The sequence below is a fragment of the Microcoleus sp. B3-A4 genome (assembly GCF_036705385.1).
Taxonomy (GTDB): Bacteria; Cyanobacteriota; Cyanobacteriia; order Cyanobacteriales; family Microcoleaceae; genus Microcoleus.
Window position 1 is genome coordinate 28,467 of record NZ_JAUBUI010000019.1, and the last position, 21,792, is coordinate 50,258.

Sequence of the window (21,792 nt, forward strand, 5' to 3'; positions counted from 1 at the left end):
TCAAGAGGGTGCAGATTACCATACCTTACATAAAAATTAACATTCTAAAATTCACCCAAAATGTTAAAAATTGAAGGCTACGAGATTCTAGAGCGAATTTACGAAAGCCCAAATTCAACGGTTTATCGAGGCATTCGCGAACAGGACAATCAACTTGTCATCTTCAAAATGCTCGAGCAAGATTACCCAGATCCTGCTGAACTTACCCGCTACAAGCAGGAATACGAAATTACTTGCAATCTCCAAAATCTAGAAGGATTCGTCAAAGTTTATAGCCTACGTGAGTATCAAAGAACTCTAGTCATTATCTTTGAAGATTATGGCGGCACTTCTTTAGAAATGTTGAAGGATAACCCTGTAGAAACGCCAAATATTTCATCTTTACAGCACTTCCTCCACATCGCTATTCAAACAGCAGAGATTTTGGCTCAAATTCATAGTGCCAAAATTATCCACAAAGACATTAACCCTGCCAATATCCTGCTCAATCCAGAAACCGGGCAAGTCAAAATTATCGATTTTGGCATTGCTACCGTCTTCACCCGTGAAAATCCTACCCTAAAAAACCCCAATATTTTAGAAGGTACATTAGCCTATATTTCTCCAGAACAAACTGGAAGGATGAACCGTTCTCTCGATTATCGAACCGACTTTTACTCTTTGGGCGTTACCTTCTACGAACTGCTCACCGGACAACTTCCATTTGTCGCTGACGATGCTTTGGAGTTGGTACATTGCCATCTGGCAAAAGAACCCGTACCGCCGCATGAGGTTAATCGAGAAATTCCCCAAATTATTTCTGATATCGCACTCAAACTGATGGCAAAAACAGCCGAGGATCGATATCAAAGTGCCTCCGGAATCAAAGCAGATTTAGAAAAATGTTTGAACCAGTTACAGACACAGGGCAAAATAGAATCCTTCCCCCTTGGCAGTGAAGATATTTGCGACAAGTTCCAAATTCCCCAGAAACTTTACGGACGTGAGGCAGAAGTGGCAGATTTACTAGCAGCCTTCGATAGAGTTAGCAAAACCGAAAATAATCAGCAATCCCGTAAAGAATTAATGCTGGTTGCTGGTTATTCTGGTATCGGCAAGTCAGCACTGGTATCCGAAGTTTATAAACCGATAACCAAGGCTAGAGGCTATTTTATCGCTGGAAAGTTCGACCAATTTCAGCGCAATATTCCTTACTCTGCTCTTGTCAGTGCTTTCTCGGGATTAGTGCGACAATTATTGACCGAAAGCGAAGAAGAGCTTAATCAATGGCGAGAAAAATTATTAGATGCTTTTGGTGCTAACGGTCAAATCATTATTGATGTAATCCCCGAAGTTGCATTGATTGTGGGCAAACAGCCGGCCTTGCCGGAATTAGGCGCAATTGAATCGCAAAATCGCTTTAATCTTATCTGTGGCAATTTCATTCGGGTATTTTGCTCAAAAAAGCATCCTTTAGTCATTTTTCTGGACGATTTGCAGTGGGCAGATACTGCCACCCTCAAATTTATCCAACTAATGATGGCGGATGCAGATACCCAATATCTATTTTTGATTGGAGCTTATCGAGACAACGAAGTCAATTCTACCCATCCCTTGATGGTCACTCTGGAAGCAATCCGCTCACAGCAAGTATCTGTCGTCAACCAGATTACCCTTGTACCTTTAGCGCAAGAACATATCAATGAATTGATTGCTGATACGTTACAATGCGATGATCATTCGGTTCGATCTTTAGCAGAATTAATCCTGAAAAAAACTGGGGGTAATCCTTTTTTTGTCAGTGAATTGTTGAAAACGTTATATGCTGAAAACCTGCTCAGCTTCGATTTTATCGATCGCACTTGGCACTGGGATATTGTTCAGATTGAGGCGAGGGCAATTACTGACAATGTTGTAGAATTAATGGTTGGCAAACTCAATAAATTGCCGTCCACTACTCAACAGATATTGCGTTTGGCAGCTTGTATAGGTGCAGAGTTTGACTTAAACACTCTATCAATTATTTGCGATCGCTCCCCCCCTGAAATTTTCTATGCTCTAAAAAAAGCCATTCATGCTGAGTTGATTTTTACTATCTCAGAATTAGATAGTCAACTTTTAATTCAACACTATAAGTTTGGACATGATCGCATCCAACAAGCAACTTATTCGTTGATTGACGAATCTGAAAAACAAGCCATCCATTTACAAATTGGTCGCCTGTTGCTCAAGAACAGTTCGCCCGAAACACGATCAAAAAAAATATTTGAAATTGTCGATCATCTCAATATCGGGGTAGGGTTAAGCAGGGCCGTACAGCCCCTACTAACCCATCAACAAGAGCGAAACGAAATTGCCCAACTAAATTTGATAGCCGGCCAGAAAGCCAAAGCAGCGACGGCTTACACTGCTGCGGTTGAATATTTGAAGACAGGATTAAGCCTCTTAACCGAAGAAAGCTGGCAAACGCAGTATGACTTAACCATAAATCTCTATCATGAAACTGTAGAGGCTCAATATTTAAATACCAAATTTAACGAGGCCGAAACATTAGCTGAAGTCCTATTGGAACGAGCAACAAATAAGCTAGACAGGGTAAAAGCTTACGAGCTTAAAGTGCAAATTTATACCGCCCAAAATCAGCCACTTAAAGCAATAGAAACGGGTTTAGAAGCATTAAAATTACTGGAAATTTCTCTCTCGACAGGGGAAGATAGTAACGTAGAGCTGCCAACACTGATGGACTTAGAAAGCTTCCCGCAAATGACTGATGCTTCTCAACTAGCAGCCATGCGGATTTTAATGTCTATTTCTCCGTCAGCTTTATTTGCGAAACCAGGAGTTTTAGTGTTAATTATGTTGACAATGGTTAACCTAACTATTCAAAAAGGTTATTCAGCCTTGGCTGCTTATGCTTATGTTGGGTATGCTGTTATCTGTTCGGCAAAAGGCAACATAGAAACTGGATATCACGCCGGAAAATTGGCACTAAAGCTAGTAAATATATATCATGCTACAGAACTAAAAGCCAAAGTTTATAACTTATTTTGTTCTTTCGTTAAACACTGGAAAGACCCCGAAAAAAGTAGTCTTTCTCTGCTCCTAGAGGGAAGTAAAAGCGGACTGGACACAGGAGACAATGAGTACGCCTGTTATTGTATTAAAGCTTATTGTGTCACCCTATTTTTGACGGGAGAAGGACTAGAATCTGTCGCCTCAAAAATGCAGCAATCCTGCGAACAATTATGGAAGCTTAAACAGGAATATGCTTTGTACCAGACTAATATCTGGCGGCAAGTTACCTTAAATCTTTTGGAAACAACTGCCACCCCATCTCGTTTGCTGGGCGAAAGCTTTAACGAGGAGGAAATAATGCCCCGTTTGCTAGCTACGAATAACCGCACGCTGCTTTGTCTGGTTTACCTCGCCAAACTAAATCTTTCTTACTTATTCAAAGACTATGCCGGGGCCGTAAAAAATGCGATCGCCGCCGCAGAATACATAGATTCTCTCATGGGATTTATGTATGTTGCTCTGCATAACTTCTACTATTCTCTTGCCCTGCTCGCTCAGTATTCTCCCCAACTCATGGAAAACTTGGAGCGAGTCGAATTTAACCAGAAGCAAATGAAGCAATGGGCAGAGCTTGCCCCGTTCAATTTCCAGCATAAATACGACCTAGTAGAAGCAGAAACAGCGCGAGTATTGGGAGATAATTGGCAAGCAGCAAAACTTTACGATCGAGCGATTAAAGGAGCAAGAGACAGCGGATATATTCAATATGAAGCTTTAGCCTATGAGCTAGCAGCAGAATTTTATCTGGCAAGCGGTATGGAGGAGATTGCCCAAACCTATCTCAAAGGAGCACACTACGGCTATACTCGCTGGCAAGCTAGGGCAAAAGTTGAGAATTTAGAAGCAAGATATCCACAATTACAGGCTAAATCTGCGGCGAATATTGGTAAAAATACAGGCACGAGCCTCGCCACTTCTCAGACTACTACAGGAGCGGGTACAGCTTTAGATTTAGCGACAGTTATCAAAGCTTCTCAAGCCATTGCTGGTGAAATTGTGCTAGAGAAATTACTCCGAAACTTGATGAAAATTATGATTGAGAATGCTGGCGCACAGGTGGGCTACTTGTTATTGGAATCTCAGGGTAAACTACTGATTGAAGCATCCGGTGCAGTTGATTGCGACAGCATCAATTTATTGCAGTCAATCTCATTAGAAAGCAGTAGTTTACTGTCACTATCAGTGATTAATTATGTAAGTCGGACTCACAAAAATGTTGTTTTAAATGATGCTACTCGTGAAGGTAAATTTACTAATGACACTTATATCAAGGCACATAAAACTAAATCAATCCTCTGCGTTCCTCTGCTCAAACAGAATCAGCTTATTTCAATAATTTACTTAGAAAATAACCTGGTAACAGGTGCATTTACTCCCGACAGAGTAGCCCTGTTAAAAGTCTTGTCCTCGCAAGCTGCCATCTCGATCGAAAATGCCCAACTCTATACCAACTTAGAAGCAAAAGTAGAAGAACGCACTCAAGAATTATCACAAGTTTTAAACAATCTCGAAGCCACCCAAGAAGGATTGATTCAATCAGAAAAAATGGCAGCTTTAGGACAACTGGTCGCCGGAGTTGCCCACGAAGTAAACACTCCCCTGGGTGCAATTCGCTCCTCGGCAGGAAATGTTTCTAAGTTCTTGAATCAAACTTTAGAACAGTTGCCCGCACTTTTTCAATCTCTCTCTCCAGAAGAAGCACAGGATTTCTTGAGTTTACTTCAGCGTTCTCTCCAACAAGAAGCAAGCTTATCAACAAAAGAAGAACGCAAATTAAAGAGAGCTTTGAGAAGCAAACTGGAAGAATTAGAGATTGATAGTGTCGATACCGTAGCCGATCGCCTAGTGATCATGGGGGTTTATGATGAAATAGATGCCTTTGTCCCTTTGTTGCAAAGATCCGATAGTTTATATCTCTTAGAAATCGCCTACAAACTTTCAGAATTAAAAAGAGGCATCGCTACTATCAACACAGCCACAGACAGAGCATCAAAAGTAGTTTTTGCCTTAAAAACTTATGCCCGCTACGAACAGTCTGGCGAAAAAACAGCAGCCAGTATTACAGAAGGTATTGAAACAATCTTAACCTTGTATCAAAATCTCCTCAAACAGGGAGTGGAGGTGATCAAAAACTATGCCGAAATCCCGCCGATACTGTGCTATCCAGACGAACTTAATCAAGTTTGGACGAATTTAATTCACAATGCTTTGCAAGCAATGGATTATCGAGGCACGCTAACAATTGAGTTAACGACTGAAGATGACCAGGCTAAGATTAGCATTAGCGACAGCGGTCACGGGATATCAGAAGAGATAAAAGCGAAAATATTTGACCCGTTTTTTACTACTAAATTGGCAGGAGAAGGCAGCGGATTGGGACTAGATATTGTCAAGAAGATTGTTGAGAAACATCAGGGAAAAATTGAAGTGGAATCAATTCCGGGCAAAACTACATTTAATGTTTTCCTGCCAATGAGCGCTGTATAAGCAGGTCAAGGAGTTGGCAAACGATATAAGGTAGTAAGCGGGTCGGATTTTGCTTGGTTCCGCCTAAGCTGCAATCTACCCCATTGATAGGATTTCAAAAGTTAAAGCGTTTTGAGGCCCATAACTCCGATCGCATAGAAAACGGATGTAAAACAGCAGTACGATGCGTTATGCTCAGCTAAGCTGCTACGCATATAAGTTTCTGGGTGTCGGTGACTGGGCGGAGGGGGAGAGGATGGGCGCTCAGTTGACTTGTGGCCCCGCCCAAAAACGGATACAAGCCCCGACAGGATTCGTGGACAGGCAAAAATTTTAGACCCTTGCTCAAGCTCCAGATTCATCTGTGGAGTCAATCTAAAATCCTTCGACTGAGCGCTCACGCCAAAGTCTAAAATCTAAAATTTTAAATGGACTGACATCTTAAGATAAGATGGGTTCTACTAATATACTTTACTACTTTGACTACTTTTGCTACTAATAACAATTAAAAAGGAGAAAAAATAGATGTCGAAACCAGTTATTTTGTGCGTTGACGATGAGAGAATGGTATTAGACAGTCTCAGGACGCAGCTAGCAGCAGAATTTGGGAATGCCTACACCTACGAAGGAGCAGAAGATGCTGAGGAGGCTTTAGAGGTAATCAGCGAACTCTATGACGAAAAAATTACCCTTATTCTGATTATCTGTGATTGGTTAATGCCCGGGATTAAGGGAGATGAGTTGCTGATTCGCATTCACCAAAACTACCCCCATGTTATAAAAATTATGCTAACAGGTCAAGCCGATCAAGTGGCAATTGACCGAGCAAAAAAACAGGCTAACCTCCATTCTTGCTTATCTAAACCTTGGTTAGAATCCGAGTTGCTGGAAACTATTAAATCTGGTTTATCTAAACTATGAGTCAACAGGTAATTATCTGTGTGGATGATGAAAAAACTGTACTCAGGAGCCTCAAAGCAGAACTGCAAGAGGCTGTTGGCAATGATTATATAATCGAAATTGCTGAAGCTGGGCAAGAGGCCTTAGAGTTAATTGAAGAATTGCTAGAGGATGGGGATGAAATTCCTTTAATTATTTCCGACCACATTATGCCTGACATGAAGGGAGACGAGCTGTTGAAACAGGCTCATATAATTTCGCCTAAAACTATAAAAATTATGCTGACGGGGCAAGCAGATATTGAGGCGATAACCAATGCTATCAACTCTGCAAATTTATATCGTTATATTACCAAACCTTGGCAAGCTGAAGATTTGAGATTGACGGTTAGAGAAGCGCTAAATAGTTATCTTCAAGATAAACAACTGGCACAACAAAATGCCCAACTACAGCAAATGAATCAGGAGTTGGTAGAGTTCAACTGCGAGCAAGCGGTACTGATTGCTAAACTCCACGAAAACGAAAATCGCTTGACACAGTTTTTGGAAGCAATGCCGATTGGTGTGGGTGTGCTGGATGCGGACGGCAAACCTTACTACATCAATCGGAAAGCAAAAGAGATATTTGGTAAAGGAGTTGTGCCGGATACGAATTCCAAGCAATTGTCAGAGGTTTATCAACTCTATCAAGCAGGCACAAATCAAAATTATCCTACGGAGAATTTACCCAGCGTGCGCGCGTTGAAGGGGGAAAGTGCTACGGCTGACGATGCCGAAGTTCATCAAGGCGACAAGATTATTCCCCTAGAAATCTTCGCTACTCCAATCTACGATCAACAAGGAAATATTGTTTATGCTATCACCACTCTTCAAGATATCACCGAACGCCAAGAAGCTGAGGCAGAACGCCAAAAGTTCATCGAGGATCTCTTTGAGGTCAATTGCAATTTGGAACTTTCACTGGATGCAGAATTAGAAATTGCGGAGGCGACAAGTCGCTTTGTACCCAAAGAGTTGTTAGCTTTTTTGGGATGTGACAGTATTGTTGATATTAAATTGGGAGAAGCGGTGGAGTTGGAAATGTCGGTTTTGTTTTCTGACATCCGCGATTTCACTACTCTTTCGGAACAAATGACACCCACAGAAAATTTCAAATTTATAAATTCTTATCTGAGTCGAATGGAACCGCTGATTGTGGAAAATCAGGGGTTTATTGATAAATATATTGGTGATGCAATTATGGCTTTGTTTAGCGAGGGGGCGGATGATGCTTTGAAAGCGGGAATTGCCATGCTGCATACTCTTGCTGAATACAATCGAGATCGCGCTTCTGTGGGTTATGTGCCGGTTCAGATTGGGGTGGGAATCAATACTGGTTCTTTGATTCTGGGTATAGTGGGCGGAAAAAGCCGGATGGACGTTACTGTGATTAGCGATGCGGTTAATTTGGCTTCTCGGATTGAAAGTTTGACGAAAAATTATGGGGTATCGCTGTTAATTACTCAGCAGACTTTCGATCGCTTGACAAATCCTGCTGATTATGCAATTCGGGTAATTGATAAAGTTCAGGTTAAGGGTAAGTCTGAATGGGTGACTGTTTATGAAGTTTTTGATGCGGATGTGCCGGAAGTTAAAGCGGGGAAGTTAGCGACTCTGCAACTCTTTACTGAGGCTTTGTGTTTGTACAATATGAATAGTTTTAGGGAAGCTGCGGGACTTTTTGCGGATTGTTTGCGGCAAAATCCGGGGGATAAGGTGGCTGAAATTTATTTGGAAATGTGTAATTAAGGAAGAAGGAAGTTCGGCAACGGATTCGCTTGACGGATGTAACGGATGGCAGCAAGAAGTAATAAAAGCTAGGGTTGGAGCAATACATAACTTATGCAAAATTTCTATATCTAGGACTCCATTCACAGCGTACCTTACCGCTTTAGTGCGATCGAGTTTTATGAGAACTTTAGTCCTCACTACAAACCGCGACTCGTTATCGGAGAAGCGATCGCCCCGATCGCACTTTAGGATTGTTCGATCGGTTGTCCGGTCGGTTGTTCGATCGGCAATTCTATGATAAACTCAGCTCCGTGGCCGAGTGCAGACACGCAGCTAAGTTTGCCACCGTGTTCTTGGATAACTTTGTAGGAAATTGACAGGCCTAAACCGGTGCCTTTGTCGGCGGGTTTGGTGGTAAAAAAAGCCTCGAATAACTGCTGGGAAACTTCTTCTGGCATACCGGGGCCGTTGTCAGAAATCCTAATTACAGCATTGGAGTTTTGGACTTCTGTCCTAATTTTAATCTTGCTGCGGTTAGCTTTGACTTCGCCAACTGAACGCCCTTCGTTGTATTCCTCGATCGCGTCGATCGCATTTCCGATCAAATTCATAAATACCTGATTGATTTTGCCGGCATAACACTCAACCAAAGGCAAGTTTCCATAGTCCTTAATTACCGCAATTTCGGGATAGTTGCCTCTGGCTTTCAGGCGGCTTTGCAGGATCAGCAATGTTCCTTCAATGCCTTCGTGCAGGTTAACTTTGCTCATTTGAGAATCGTCTTTGCGAGAGAAATTTCTGAGCGATCGCACAATTTCCCGAATGCGATCGGCCCCAACCTGCATCGAAGACATCGCTTTCGGCAAATCTTCTAGCAGAAACTCTAGCTCGATATCCTTAATTTTATCTTGAATTGCTGCCGGCGGCTGCGGGCAGTGCTGCTGGTACATATCGAGCAAATTCAGCAAATCTTCCGTGTAGTGGCCGACGTGAACGAGATTGCCGCAGACGCTGCTAACGGGATTGTTAATTTCGTGAGCAACACCAGCTACCATTTGACCGAGAGTAGACATTTTTTCAGTATGAATTAATAATGCTTGAGTTTGCTGCAACTCGTGCAAAGTATTTTCGAGCTGAACTTTTTGTTGGGTTAACTCTGTTTGCGATCGCCGCAAAGCTTCTTCACTGCGTTTCTGCTCGGAAATATCAGTAATTAACCCTTCCAAAGCTATCAATTCTCCTGACTCGGAAAACACTCCCAAGCCTTGCTCCCAAACCCATTTTAATTCGCCGTTTTTAGAAGTAATTCGGTAATTTAGCTGATAGGGTCGATTTTCTTGCAAGGCAACTTGCACGGCATTCCACAAATTCTCGCGATCGTCCGGGTGAGTCAATTCCGATATAGAAACTTCCCGGGTGCCGGTAAATTCTTCAGGAGAATAGCCGGCTAACTTATAGCAACCTTCGCTGACAAACTCCATACTGCGATCGGCATCGTTGCGAAAACGGTAGGCCATCCCCGGCAAATTGCTCATCAGCGTCGCCAAAGCCCGCTGGCTTTCCCGTAGGGCTTCTTCGGCGTGTTTGCGATCGGTAATATCCGTCATCACCCCCAGCATACATAGTTCGCCGTCCAAATTAATCAATTCCGCTGAGAGCAAACACACCACCACCGATCCCGACTTCATCCGAAACTCGCACTCCTGATTGCGAACAACACCTTGTTCGTGCAAACTTCGCCTAAAATTAACTCGGTCTTCAGGCCTTACCCAAATATTTAACCCCGGTACTGTATTCCAGGTCGTTTCTTCTAAATCATAACCAGTCATCGACAAAAAACTATCATTAACTTCAATAAAACGACCCTCTGCAAAAGTAGTAATTATCATGGGATCGGGACTCGATCGAAAAGCCTTAGAAAACTTTTCTTCCGATAACCTCAACTTTTTAATAGCCTCTTCCAACTGACTTGTCCGCTCTTTAACCCGGCGTTCCAATACTTCATTAGCCTGCTTCAGGGCCTCCTCAGCCTGCACCCGATAAGTGATATCGCGCACCACGCCTTGCAGCCCCATTTTGCCGCCAATATCCATAGAAGTTAGCAGCACTTCCGCCGGAAACTCAGAACCGTCCAAACGGCAGTGCCGCCAGTCAAAACGGCAATTTCCCGAGCGCACAGCCGTATTAACTCGCTCTTGATAAAGACTCATAGAATCTTGTGCGTCCGGTTGCAATGGCGGGCTAAATTCTGCAGGGTGCTTGCCGCAAAACTCCGATTCAGCGCTGCATCCAAATAACTTTAAAGTAGCCGGATTGCAATCCAAAAAACCCTCTTCGTCTAGCAGCATTACCGCATCAGTCGTCGATTCGTACAAAGTGCGAAACTTTTTTTCCGACGCCTGCAAAGAAGCAATCAATTGCATCTTTTCCTCAGCCGCCCGCTTTTGCTCAGTAATATCCTGCATTACTTGAGAAAAGCCCTTCAACTTTCCCCTTTCATCCCGCAAAGGAGTAACAATAATATTCGCCCAAAATCGCGATCCGTCTTTGCGAAGCCGCCAGCCTTCATTTTCGTATCGACCTTCTGCCACTGCCCTGATTAATTTTTCTTGGGGCTTGCCAATTTCAAGATCTTGTTTCGTGAAAAAACACTCCGAGTTATTACCCACTATTTCATGAGATTTGTATCCAAAAATGCGTTCGGCACCCGAATTCCAGCTAGCTACATACCCCTCAGTATCTAACATGAATATAGCGTAATCCTTAACGCCTTCAATTATTAAGCGCAGCCGTTCTTCGCTTTCTCGAAGTGCAGATTCTGCTTGCTTGCGCTTGGTGATATCTTCTACAAAACCTTCGTAGTAGAGCAATTTACCCGTTTCATCGCAGACAGCCCGCGCATTTTCAGCGATCCAAATTATTGTTCCGTCTCGGCGATAAATCTGCGACTCAAAATCCGATACGATGCCCTGTTCTTGCAAAGCAGAAACAAACTGATCGCGCCGATCTGGATTGACGTAAAGCTGATCGCTGATATCAGTCAGACAGCCCATCAATTCTGCGGCAGAACTATATCCGTAGATGCGAGCCAAAGCTGGGTTAGCGCTGATGTAGCGACCGTCTTGGGTTGTTTGAAAAATGCCCGACACCGCATTTTCAAACATACTATAATATTTTGCTTCCATTTGGTGCAGTGCCTCCGCGACATTCAGGCATTCTATCGATTTATTTCCTAATTTTTGATTTCCCACTTGTGAATACCCTGCTCTTGTGTGTGACTTGAATATTTTTGGTCTACCGCCTGTTAAAATTGAGCCGTTTGTTAGACTGAAATATGGTGTGTCGCAGCCGGAGACGAGTGTGTTTATTCCTCTGTCCTACGGGGCTGTTAGTTGTTAGTGGTTGCTCCAGAAAGTTTAGTTGAGCGGGTATTTATTTGAGGCTTGACTGGCTGTCACGATCGCATTGGCCCAACGATCTGCCTGCGATGCAGGTGTTCTAGCAAAACCCGTTCCTTGAAATCTCCCTGGATATATTAGCAGTTGAATACCCTGAAATAAGTTAGTAGCAAGGATGTTGTTACAATAATAAAAGGCAGCGACTCCTACAACCGCAAGACTCTATTTTTAGGATTTGGGTGAGAGTACGATCGACTCTTACCCGAGGCAACTAACCCGCCTGCAAGAGCTAAACGCTCGCTGTCCTTGCTGTCAGTCGATTGGAGATTTTAGATTTTAGATTAAAGAAGTGACTCCACAGATGAATCTTGGGCTCCCTAAGTTCTAAAATTTTTTGGTCTCCACAACTTTTGTCGGTAACTTTTATCGGTCTTTGGGTGCTCTGAGTTACTGTTAAGTATTATTGCTGATAGATAATACAGCAGACTGCTGGCAGTTGTACGATCAGGGGTTTGTATGTAAAGTTGGCACAACAATAGGGTAATTGTTGTATCAAAAAATTCATATTCTGCTGCTGCGGGCGGAAAAATTCTGTAGCGGTGCTGGCATTTGGGCAAAAATCTGGGCCCGATCGCGCAAAATGTGGTCGGCAAGTCTGGTAAAATCCCGATCGATTCTCGGTTTGGCCGCAAAGCTCGATCGGGCTAAATTTGACTAGAAACTAATAAATGACAGATTCTCCTCTCCTAGCAACGCCAGAGTTATCCCCTGCTTCAACCCTGACGGCGGATTCTCCTGTGTGGCCAGCCCTCCTGCAACAACTATTAGACAGACAATCTCTCTCACGCGCCCAAGCAGCCGACTTGATGCAGGGATGGCTAGCCGAAGCTATTCCCCCCGTCCTCTCAGGAGCCATTTTAGCGGCCATCCAAGCCAAAGGCATCTCTGCTCCAGAATTGGTAGGAATGGCTCAGGTATTGCATTCTCAGTCGCTTGCAGGCGACTCGGAGAGCGTTGTCAATCCCAAATCCTCAATCTCCAATCTCAAATTAATTGATACTTGCGGCACCGGCGGCGACGGCGCTTCTACGTTTAACATTTCCACTGCTGTAGCTTTTGTGGCCGCCGCCGGCAAAGTTCGAGTCGCGAAACACGGAAATCGCTCCGCATCGAGCAAAGTGGGTTCTGCTGACGTGTTGGAAGCACTGGGAGTCAACCTCAACGCCGATCCCGCGAAAGTGAGAGCTGCGGTAGACGAAGTAGGGATTACCTTTTTATTTGCTCCTGGGTGGCATCCCGCACTTAAGGCTGTAGCGTCGCTCCGGCGCACTTTGAAGGTGCGGACTGTTTTTAACCTTTTAGGGCCCCTTGTCAATCCTATGCGCCCTACAGGGCAGGTAATCGGGGTGTTCGATCCTAGTCTGGTATCAACTATTGCTCAAGCTTTGGGCGAGTTGGGGACTGAGTTAGCTGTAGTCGTTCACGGCAGAGAAAAATTGGACGAGGCGGGGTTGGGTGATGTGACTGATTTGGCCATTTTGTCGGATGGCAAAGTGGAACTGACTACTTTAGACCCCCAAAAGGTAGGATTGACACCAAGTGCGATCGGCTCGTTAAAAGGCGGAAATGTTGAGGAAAACGCCGAGATTTTGCGGAACGTTTTGCAAGGCAAAGGTACGCCCGCACAAATGGATGTTGTAGCTTTGAATGCCTCTTTGGCTTTTCAGGTGGGAGGTGCAATTCCTATGGGTTCCCACGCAGCAGGAGTTTCTCTGGCTAAGGACATTTTATTGAGCGGTGAATCTTGGTTGAAGTTGCAGCAGTTGATTGAGTTTTTGAAATGAAGGAAGAGGGAAGTTCGGCAACGGATTTTGCAACGGATGTAACGGATGTAACGGATGGAAGAAGGAAGAAGGAAGAAGGAATTTTTTGTTTTAACTAACCCACAAGAAAAATTATTTAATTTTCAATTTTTCTTTACTTCTTCCCTCTCCCTTCTTCGTTCTGTTTAAGACCGCGATCGAAATTCAATCACATCTTGCTTAATAGTTATGTCTTTATTGCCAAAAAAATCCTGTCCTAGCAGTCCGATATCTAGCGACGGCGAGATGGCAACAACTACATTGTTAATAGCCAGACCCCCAGCTTCAACAGAAGTCAGGCGACCGAGGGGAAAAGTAGCCACTCCGTTGGGAGTTTGTGCTTGCACTGTTCCCTGGAGAACAACGCCCAAGGCTTTAGCCATTGCTGGTGTAATTACTGTGCCACTAGCTCCAGAATCTACCATCATCTCGAACTTTTGTTTGCCGTTAAAAGTGACTTCTATGACGGGGATATTAGCCTCTCGGCGTTTGATTTTTGCCTGAAACACTCCCGACTTTGCCACCGCCGAAGTGGTGGGAGTCAATGCTTCGGGGAGAAAACCGCACACTGATTGGCTGAGGTTGACGGTTCGGCCTGACGAGCTCCGCATGAAGCATCCCTCACTTTCTTGAGCCACTGCTCGCGAGGAGTTAGCAACAGTCCCTACTAAAATTGAACTGCTCAGAGAAATAACTGTTGTTACAACCAGTAACGGTTTGCACCGTTTTTGAGAGTTCAGTAGATGCTTGTATAAGTTTGAGAGTAAAGGCAAGGGAGATTTACTAGCCATAGTTTCGTTAAACGCTGTAGCTCGATCGTAACAGCGACAACTGCCTTTTGGTATAGATTTAGACTTTCGGCCCTCATAAGCTGCTGGCAGATAAATTGCTGCCCCAGAGGGAGATGGAGAGACTAGGAGATGCCGAGGGTGGGGAGTGGGAGAAGTTGCACTTGTTGCTGCTTTTTGATTACCTGTTGCTTTTGCCTCGGGCCTAGGTGCCTTGCTTTGCCGAACCCTTGCACAAACTAAAATAATATCTGTATATTGCCGACTAGCATCAAATCGCTGGCAGTGGTAAGAATGAAACCAAACGAAAGTAATTAAGGATGCCATGTCACTTTCAACTGCACAACCCGCTCTCCTAGTCCTGGCTGACGGTACTGCTTACCGCGGCTGGTCGTTTGGCGCTGACGCCACCGTCGTTGGCGAGGTAGTATTTAATACGGGAATGACGGGCTACCAAGAAGTATTGACCGATCCCAGCTATTGCGGTCAAATTGTAACTTTTACTTATCCAGAATTGGGCAATACCGGGGTAAATCTCGAAGACGAAGAATCCTCGCGCCCGCAAATTCGAGGTGCGATCGCCCGCAACGTATGCAGCCGCCCCAGCAACTGGCGCTGCTCGCAATCTCTGCAAGACTACCTGAAACAGTACGATATCCCCGGCATTTACGGGATAGACACCCGCGCCCTCACTCGCAAAATTCGCACGGTGGGAGCGATCAACGGTGGCATTTCGACCACGATTCTCGACCAGGCGGAACTTTTGGAGCAAGTTCAAGATGCCCCCAGCATGGACGGGCTAAATCTAGTCCAGGAAGTCACGACTCGCGAGGTTTACGAGTGGTCTGAAGCCACGGACTCGATTTGGGAGTTCAGTCCTACAGTCAAACCTGCTAACGGCGAAATGTGGACGGTGGTAGCGCTAGACTTTGGGATCAAGCGCAACATCCTGCGGCGTCTGGCGAGTTACGGGTGTCGGGTCATCGTTGTCCCGGCTGACACGTCGCCGGAGGAAATCCTCAAATACAACCCGGACGGCATTTTTCTGTCCAACGGCCCCGGAGATCCGGCGGCGGTAACGGAAGGGATCGCGACTGCGAAAGCTTTGTTAAAGTCGGACAAACCCGTATTCGGCATCTGCATGGGACACCAGATTTTGGGACTTTCCTTGGGTGCAGAAACTTTTAAACTTAAGTTCGGCCACCGGGGATTGAATCATCCAGCGGGTTTAACTCAGCAAGTAGAAATTACTAGCCAAAATCACGGTTTTGCCATCAACCCCGATTCCCTAGCCCCCGAAGTAGAAATTACTCATCTCAATTTGAACGATCGCACCGTAGCCGGATTGAAGCATAAAACTCTGCCGCTGTTCTCAGTGCAGTACCACCCAGAAGCCAGTCCGGGCCCGCACGACGCCGATTATTTATTCGATCGATTCGTGCAGTCAATGCGAGACAATCAGAAAGTAGCCAGCAGTAAGTAGTCAGCAGTCAGCAGTCAACCGCTAATGACTGCTGCCTCAAAAAAAACTAAAAATTACTGACAAAAAAAACTGTAGACAAAAGACCAAAAAACTCCTATAATGAAGCCTCGACTTTAAGCCATATCTAGCTAGGAGGGTGTCATTCCTGAGTCATTGACCCTGACCGTTAGCCTCAGAGGCACTCGCGAAGTCAGGAATAACTGTCAGTTATTTCGCCTGACGGGCCTGCTGGACGCTTTTTCTGAGGCAACTTTTCGGAAGGTAATAAGCAAATGTATTGACGAGGGCCCAAAACACGTAATTTTGGACTTGTCTCAGATAGACTTTGTGGATAGTTCCGGCTTGGGCGCACTTGTGCAACTTGTCAAAAAAGCCCAAACCTTGGAGGGGACATTGCAAATTGTCTCAAATCCCCGCGTAACTCAGACTGTTAAACTGGTTCGCTTAGAGAAATTTTTGTCTTTGCAGCCTTCGGTTGATGAGGCGGTAAAAAACGTCAAGGATGCTTGACGCCAAAGTGGATTAAATTAGCTATCCGGTTCTCAACGCTGGATAGCAAATTTTTATTCTTGTGCTGGTAAAACAATACCGATTTACCCAGAAGCTGTGACACGCGCCAGCCGCTATTTCCCCGATGCTTAGAGTTTCGCTGGATGGGCAGTAAAATATGTGTGGCAAACACGCGGAAAAATGGTATAAAAATTAGAGCATCCCGATTGGGTAAAAAGCCTTATTTGAAGAGTGCGATGGTCGCGCCAAGCTTTGCCTGTATATCTCGCTTCGCGATCTGAGAGCAAACACTCCTGTGAAAGCTATAATTGCTGAAGTAACGAAAGACGCAATAAGTAAGTGACTAAAAAAACCAAGCTGTGCGGAAGTTTTATTTAAAAAAGTATGTCGCCGATCGCAGATGACGGGCTCAAACTGAGTCTGACGGATATCAGTTTAAATCGAGTGCATCCTGCGAGGGCTACACCAGCAGAAATAGAAAGGATTTCGCCCGCAGCCTGGGCATATTTGGGAGATGCAGTATACGAACTCTACGTTCGCAGTTCGTACTTAGTCCCACCCAAAAAATTGCAAGCTTATCACGAATTGGTGGTGGGGCAAGTACGAGCCGAAACTCAAGCGCGTCACTTGCGATCGCTCTCTCCTTACTTGAACAGTACAGAATTAGCAATTGTCAAGCGCGGCCGCAATGCTGCTGCGGGCCGTTCTAAGCGAGCAGATCCAGAGATATACCAACAAGCCAGCAGCTTAGAAACCTTGGTCGGATATTTGTATCTCACCGATCCCGAAAGATTGACCGAACTTCTGGGACTTTTAGATATTGAGACTTAAAGGATTTAGCAGTTAAGAGTTGGGAATGGGGAGGGATTAATTAACCATCCTTGCACGGCTAACATAAAACCGCAAAAATCTCGATCGGCAAAACAGGATTTATCAGTTATTAACTAGCAATTTGAGCACAGCAAAATCCTTGCTCCCTCCCTAGAATATCTAAAATCTCAACGCCCCAAGATTGCTCCCTCAATCAAGAATCTCAAATCTACGATCTACAATCCATTAACCTTCAGCCAAAACGTTTTGACCACAAGAAACCAATGAGAAAATTTACCAGACCCAACTCCTCGCGATCGAATTCCGACAGCAAGCCCTTCAAAAGCGAAGGCCGCCGTCAGGACTCACAACCATCCTCTCCCCGCTTTGAACGCAAGCCCCGTCCCGACACTCGCGGAGTAGACGCGCCTCAAAAGCGATCGACCTTCGCCCCGCAATCGCGAGAAATGCCCGTGAGAGCAATTTTCAAACGGAGAGTCGATTCCGACGGCCAACCGGACATTCGCAAAAATAATCATTTTAAAGACAGAGACAGCAGCCCGCAAGAATCTCGGGGGAATTATTACCAAGACAGAGACAGAGATAGCAGCCCGCAGCCGGCCCGCAACAATTTCCGAGACAGAGACAGAGACAGCAGCCCGCAGCCGGCCCGCAACAATTTCCGAGACAGAGACAGAGACAGAGACAGAGACAGCAGCCCGCAGCCGGCCCGCAACAATTTCCGAGACAGAGACAGAGACAGAGACAGCAGCCCGCAGCCGGCCCGCAACAATTTCCGAGACAGAAACAGCAGCCCGCAGGAATCCAGGGGCAATTATTACAAAGACAGAGACAAAGACAATAGCCCGCAGGAATTCCGGGGCAACCATTTCAGAGACAGAGACAAAGACAGAGACACTCGCCCTGTTGACACTGCCTCAAATACAGTCGTGCAACCAGACGCCGACACAGACGACATGATTTACGGCCGCCATGCGGTGCAAGCAGCTTTAGAAACAAACCAAGTCCTCAACCGGATCTGGGTTGTTCCCCACCTGCGCTACGATCCCCGCTTTCACAGCTTGCTAACCGAAGCCAAAGCCAACGGCAGCATCATTGACGAAGTTGACGATTTGCGCCTCGACTACATCACGCGCAAAGCAAACCACCAAGGCGTAGCCGCTCAAGTATCAGCCTACGAATACCTGGATTTAGGCGAACTGATCGCGAAGGCTAAGTCGGCTTGTGAAGATCCAGTAATTGTGGTAGCCGAAGGACTCAACGACCCGCACAATCTAGGGGCGATCATTCGCACCGCAGAAGCATTGGGATCTCAGGGCATGGTGATTCCGCAGCGACGGGCTGTTGGGGTTACCTCGGCAGTGAGAAAAGTGGCAGCAGGGGCATTGGAAAGCCTGCCCGTGGCGAGGGTTGTCAATCTTAACCGGGCGCTGGAAGAACTCAAAGAGGCTGGATTCTGGATTTATGGCACTGCAGCAGGCGTCGGTCAATCTATAGAGACAGTCAAGTTCTCCGGACCCACTGTTTTAGTGGTGGGTGGTGAAGCTGACGGTTTGAGCCTTTTGATACAGCGCGGATGTGACGGATTAGTTTCAATTCCTTTAAGGGGCCATACTCCTAGCCTGAATGTCTCGGTAGCAACGGGGATGGCTTTATACGAAATTTACCGCCAGCGCGGGCCCAAAAAGTTTCACGTACACGGATCGTAAAGGTGCTTGAAAAAAATAGCATAACAGAGTAGTTTATTGTGAATGCCGCCCAGAAAGGAGCGGCACCACACCCGGAACAAGTAAGGATAGCCGATCGACTGTCGTTACTTGTTCAGGCGAAAGTAGAAGGGGCCTAGCCCCTAGGTTCAAACAGGAATTCGACACCAATTTATTTAGATATCAGCTTTAAATAGGTTTGGAGCGGTTCTTGGCAGCAGTCAGCCCCATGTAAATAACAAAAGCCTAGGCGTGTTCGCAGCACCCTGAAAACACCGTCAAATACATTAGAAAAGCAGATGAAAGAATTCTTGATTAGCTTGCTCAACTTTTTCGGATTGGCTTGGTGGGTTGAAGTGAAAACTTCAGCGCCGCGGTGCATTTACTATTTTGGCCCGTTCTTAACCAATGGAGAGGCGGAAGCTGCAAAAGCAGGATATGTAGAAGACATAGAAAATGAAGGGGCAGAAGGTGTTAGTGTTTCGATTCAGCGCTGCAAACCTATTACTTTAACGGTTGCAGAAGATTTGGGAAAGCTTGGTGATGGAGGGCTGTGGCCGGTTTTGAGCGGTCAGTAGAAGCAGGGGGAATTTTGAGTTGTGAGAGGGCTACGCTTCCCTCGCAACGCTGTGCGGTTTTGAGTTATGAGTTGTTGTAACTTCAAAACTCTTGAGTGTTCGGTAATAAATTGCTGGTGACAAACTCAAAACTCAACACTCGGAATTACCAACTGCTTCGGGGTGACTCTCAATCCACCGATCGATGTCTGCGACTACCCGATCGGGAATTTCCCAAGGAAACAAGTGGGCTGTATTGGGATAGCACTGCCACTGACAGTCGTGCAGATGGCGGGCGGTTTCTAAACTGGATGCTGAAGTGATGTGCCGATCGGCCTCTCCGGCCAACACCAAGCAGGGACATTCAATGTCGCCCAGGTGGATCAGTCGATCGTATCCAGCCCTCAGAGCGGTATTTAACGCCTTGGTGGCCGTGTTGGAAGTCTTGAGGTAGGCGGGGGTACCTGCCTGTGCTAAGTAGCGGTAAGGGGTGGCGTTATGCTGCTGTATCAAATAGCGAAAGAGCGATCGCCTCGCAAAAGTATCAATATTCCACTGCCAACCGGGGAGGGCCCAATTGATAATTCCGGCTAAACCGGTGTAAAGGTTATCTTGCCAAGAGATGGGAGGGTGACTTCCTCGCGGTTTGGCTGCTGATGCAAGTAGAATCAAACCGGTGACTCGCTGGGGATATTTCATGGCTAATTCCAGGGCTAAAATCCCTCCCAAAGACCATCCGATCACCAAACACCGATGGACTCCTAATCTGTCTAATAGTGCTTCTAAATCGACCAGATGATCGGTCATTTCAAAGAAAGTTGAGGTGCGGCTGTTGCCGTAGCCGCGCAGGTCGGGGGCGATCGTTTGGAAGCGTTTTGATAGGTGTTCTGTGAATACCGACATACAATCGCCGGAACCTGGATGGCCGTGCAAGCAGAGAATAGGAAATCCTTTGCCTTTGACGGAAACGCTGAGTTGTTGATGCGGCATTTTTTAACTGTTTGGGCGGTGCGTTGTCCCCCGCTATAAATTGTATATTCCAGCGATTAAAAGTTGGGGTTTCGGACAATGTAATCGGCAATTTTAGAAATAGACTGGCGCATTTGTAGCTCGCCGCTGCGGCTGTCAATCACAGTAATCACATAGGCTTCGTCGTCAACGCTCATCGCTAAAGTTGTGCCGAGTACCCGAGAATTTTGGCCGGTTTTTTCGCCCAACCATTGAGCTTTAGTTCCTTCCAAGGCGGCAAATCCCAGAGCGTGATCGTACTGGCGGTTGAGAGTTTCTATTAATAGTTTAGCACCGGGTGTTTCGCCGTTGTAAATTTGCACCATCATTTCGGTGAGCTCGTTAGCAGTCAGGCGGTTGCGACCAGAACCGGGGTTGGAGGGCATAATTCTTTCCCCCATCAATTTGAAGTTGACGCGGGTGACTTCGTAGCCGCTATTATCTAAATATTGATTGATGTAATCCGAACCCAAATAATCGATTAGTTGATTGGTGGCGATATTGCTGCTGTGATAGATCATTTCTTCTAACAGTAGCTGTAGCGGGTAATTGCGATTAGACCTAATCTTTGCCGATGCGTCTTCGGTGAAATTACCGCGAGTGACTAATACTTCCTGGTTCAGACTAATTTTTTCTTTATCGACTTTTTGCATCAGGGCGACAGCAATCGGCAATTTAATTAAGCTGGCCGGACTGGCAGGAGGCACGTCGCCCCGGAGGTTTACGCACTCTCTAGAAAGGTTGCAAACACCGATCGAAGCTTGAGCCGACAAACCGCTTTCCCGGGCAAGCGCACCCAAAAAATCAGATTTTGCTTGCTGCACTTGAAAGGTTGCTGCGGTTAAATTTTCCCGGTATTCTTGAGTTTTTGAGGCAGTGAGCGAAGCTAAAAATGAATTTTGAGGAACTTCCTGCAAGTTGTTGAGCGCCTGGTGCCAGAAAAATTGAGTTTGCTGCGAAGATTCGAGCGACTTATTTTGCTGCCGTTGAGTTTCTACGGCTCGGTTGGCTAAACGGACTGCTTGCTGTAAGTCGTCCTTAGCCCTCTGTTCTACTAATATTTGAGCTTCCACCGCTTGCAACTGCTGTAGCAGTTGTTCTTGAGGATTGGCGGCAACGGGAACTAAGCGCGAGAGCAGGGTTGGTTCTGGGGAGGGAGAGGGGGGTTGTTCTAATTCGGTGATCAGCCGATCGCGAATTTTGTAGAGTTCGTCTAGGGAACGCGGGTTAGATGATTGAGAGAATGAACTTGCGATGGTTAACATCTGAACCAACAATATGCCGGCTACTACTGCCGCCATTTTGTTGGCTATCGACAAAAAACACCTCAGATCTCGCATATTTAACATCCTCAACACCACCACATTCAATATAAGCAGCTATTGTTACATCAGTCAAACTATTTTAGATTTTAGATGTTAGATTTTTTTAGATTGCAGAACAAATCTACAATCTACAAT

General features: G+C 45.6%; 15 protein-coding genes. 10 read left to right on the forward strand and 5 right to left on the reverse strand.

What is annotated here, in order from left to right; genetic code table 11:
- The first annotated feature begins 60 nt into the window (after positions 1-60).
- From QUB33_RS10740 to QUB33_RS10750, 3 genes are all read left to right on the forward strand, one after another.
- Complete coding sequence (locus QUB33_RS10740) at positions 61-5,541, forward strand: AAA family ATPase (RefSeq protein ID WP_333350190.1); 5,481 nt, start codon at positions 61-63, stop codon at positions 5,539-5,541.
- Between the two features lie 504 nt (positions 5,542-6,045).
- Positions 6,046-6,441, forward strand: a complete 396-nt coding sequence (locus QUB33_RS10745) for a response regulator (RefSeq protein WP_190662129.1) — start codon at positions 6,046-6,048, stop codon at positions 6,439-6,441.
- Positions 6,438-8,207 (forward strand): adenylate/guanylate cyclase domain-containing protein, encoded by a 1,770-nt coding sequence (locus QUB33_RS10750; protein ID WP_333350192.1) that lies wholly within the window; start codon positions 6,438-6,440, stop codon positions 8,205-8,207. The genes QUB33_RS10745 and QUB33_RS10750 overlap by 4 nt, the downstream gene beginning before the upstream one ends.
- A 227-nt stretch (positions 8,208-8,434) precedes the next feature.
- Here QUB33_RS10750 and QUB33_RS10755 read toward each other — a convergent pair whose 3' ends face one another.
- Positions 8,435-11,440 (reverse strand): PAS domain S-box protein, encoded by a 3,006-nt coding sequence (locus tag QUB33_RS10755; protein ID WP_333350194.1) that lies wholly within the window; start codon positions 11,438-11,440, stop codon positions 8,435-8,437.
- 694 nt (positions 11,441-12,134) lie between these two features.
- Between QUB33_RS10755 and QUB33_RS10760 the strand changes: the two genes are divergently transcribed.
- Both QUB33_RS10760 and trpD read left to right on the forward strand, forming a co-directional pair.
- Positions 12,135-12,305, forward strand: a complete 171-nt coding sequence (locus tag QUB33_RS10760; RefSeq protein WP_333256392.1) for a hypothetical protein — start codon at positions 12,135-12,137, stop codon at positions 12,303-12,305.
- A 10-nt stretch (positions 12,306-12,315) separates the two neighbouring features.
- Complete coding sequence (trpD, locus tag QUB33_RS10765; protein ID WP_333350196.1) at positions 12,316-13,431, forward strand: anthranilate phosphoribosyltransferase; 1,116 nt, start codon at positions 12,316-12,318, stop codon at positions 13,429-13,431.
- 164 nt (positions 13,432-13,595) lie between these two features.
- On the opposite strand, the gene QUB33_RS10770 is transcribed toward trpD, so the two are convergent.
- A complete protein-coding gene (locus tag QUB33_RS10770; protein ID WP_333350198.1) occupies positions 13,596-14,564 on the reverse strand; it encodes a retropepsin-like aspartic protease in 969 nt (322 codons plus the stop codon).
- Here QUB33_RS10770 and carA point away from each other — a divergent pair.
- The 5 genes from carA to QUB33_RS10795 all read left to right on the forward strand — a co-directional run bounded on the left by carA (position 14,563) and on the right by QUB33_RS10795 (position 19,345).
- Positions 14,563-15,720, forward strand: a complete 1,158-nt coding sequence (gene carA, locus QUB33_RS10775; RefSeq protein WP_333350200.1) for a glutamine-hydrolyzing carbamoyl-phosphate synthase small subunit — start codon at positions 14,563-14,565, stop codon at positions 15,718-15,720. The two genes, QUB33_RS10770 and carA, sit on opposite strands and share 2 nt — an antisense overlap.
- A gap of 153 nt (positions 15,721-15,873) precedes the next feature.
- Entirely contained in the window at positions 15,874-16,230 is a 357-nt protein-coding gene (locus QUB33_RS10780; protein ID WP_015176627.1) for an STAS domain-containing protein, read from the forward strand.
- Positions 16,231-16,614: 384 nt separating this feature from the next.
- Positions 16,615-17,061, forward strand: coding sequence for a ribonuclease III domain-containing protein (locus QUB33_RS10785; protein WP_333350202.1), 447 nt, complete (start codon positions 16,615-16,617; stop codon positions 17,059-17,061).
- Between the two features lie 263 nt (positions 17,062-17,324).
- Positions 17,325-18,770 carry a 23S rRNA (guanosine(2251)-2'-O)-methyltransferase RlmB gene (gene rlmB, locus QUB33_RS10790; RefSeq protein ID WP_333350204.1) on the forward strand — a complete coding sequence of 482 codons (1,446 nt, stop codon included), beginning with the start codon at positions 17,325-17,327 and terminating at the stop codon, positions 18,768-18,770.
- Between the two features lie 296 nt (positions 18,771-19,066).
- Complete coding sequence (locus tag QUB33_RS10795; RefSeq protein WP_333286482.1) at positions 19,067-19,345, forward strand: DUF1816 domain-containing protein; 279 nt, start codon at positions 19,067-19,069, stop codon at positions 19,343-19,345.
- A 132-nt stretch (positions 19,346-19,477) separates the two neighbouring features.
- Here QUB33_RS10795 and QUB33_RS10800 read toward each other — a convergent pair whose 3' ends face one another.
- Genes QUB33_RS10800 through QUB33_RS10810 form a run of 3 tightly spaced genes read right to left on the reverse strand, consistent with a single transcriptional unit; the run spans position 19,478 to position 21,730 of the window.
- Positions 19,478-20,314 carry an alpha/beta hydrolase gene (locus tag QUB33_RS10800; protein ID WP_333350207.1) on the reverse strand — a complete coding sequence of 279 codons (837 nt, stop codon included), beginning with the start codon at positions 20,312-20,314 and terminating at the stop codon, positions 19,478-19,480.
- Between the two features lie 56 nt (positions 20,315-20,370).
- Positions 20,371-21,597 (reverse strand): serine hydrolase, encoded by a 1,227-nt coding sequence (locus QUB33_RS10805; RefSeq protein ID WP_333350209.1) that lies wholly within the window; start codon positions 21,595-21,597, stop codon positions 20,371-20,373.
- Positions 21,560-21,730 (reverse strand): hypothetical protein, encoded by a 171-nt coding sequence (locus tag QUB33_RS10810; RefSeq protein WP_333350211.1) that lies wholly within the window; start codon positions 21,728-21,730, stop codon positions 21,560-21,562. Before QUB33_RS10810 ends, QUB33_RS10805 begins: the two co-directional genes overlap by 38 nt.
- Positions 21,731-21,792 lie beyond the last annotated feature (62 nt).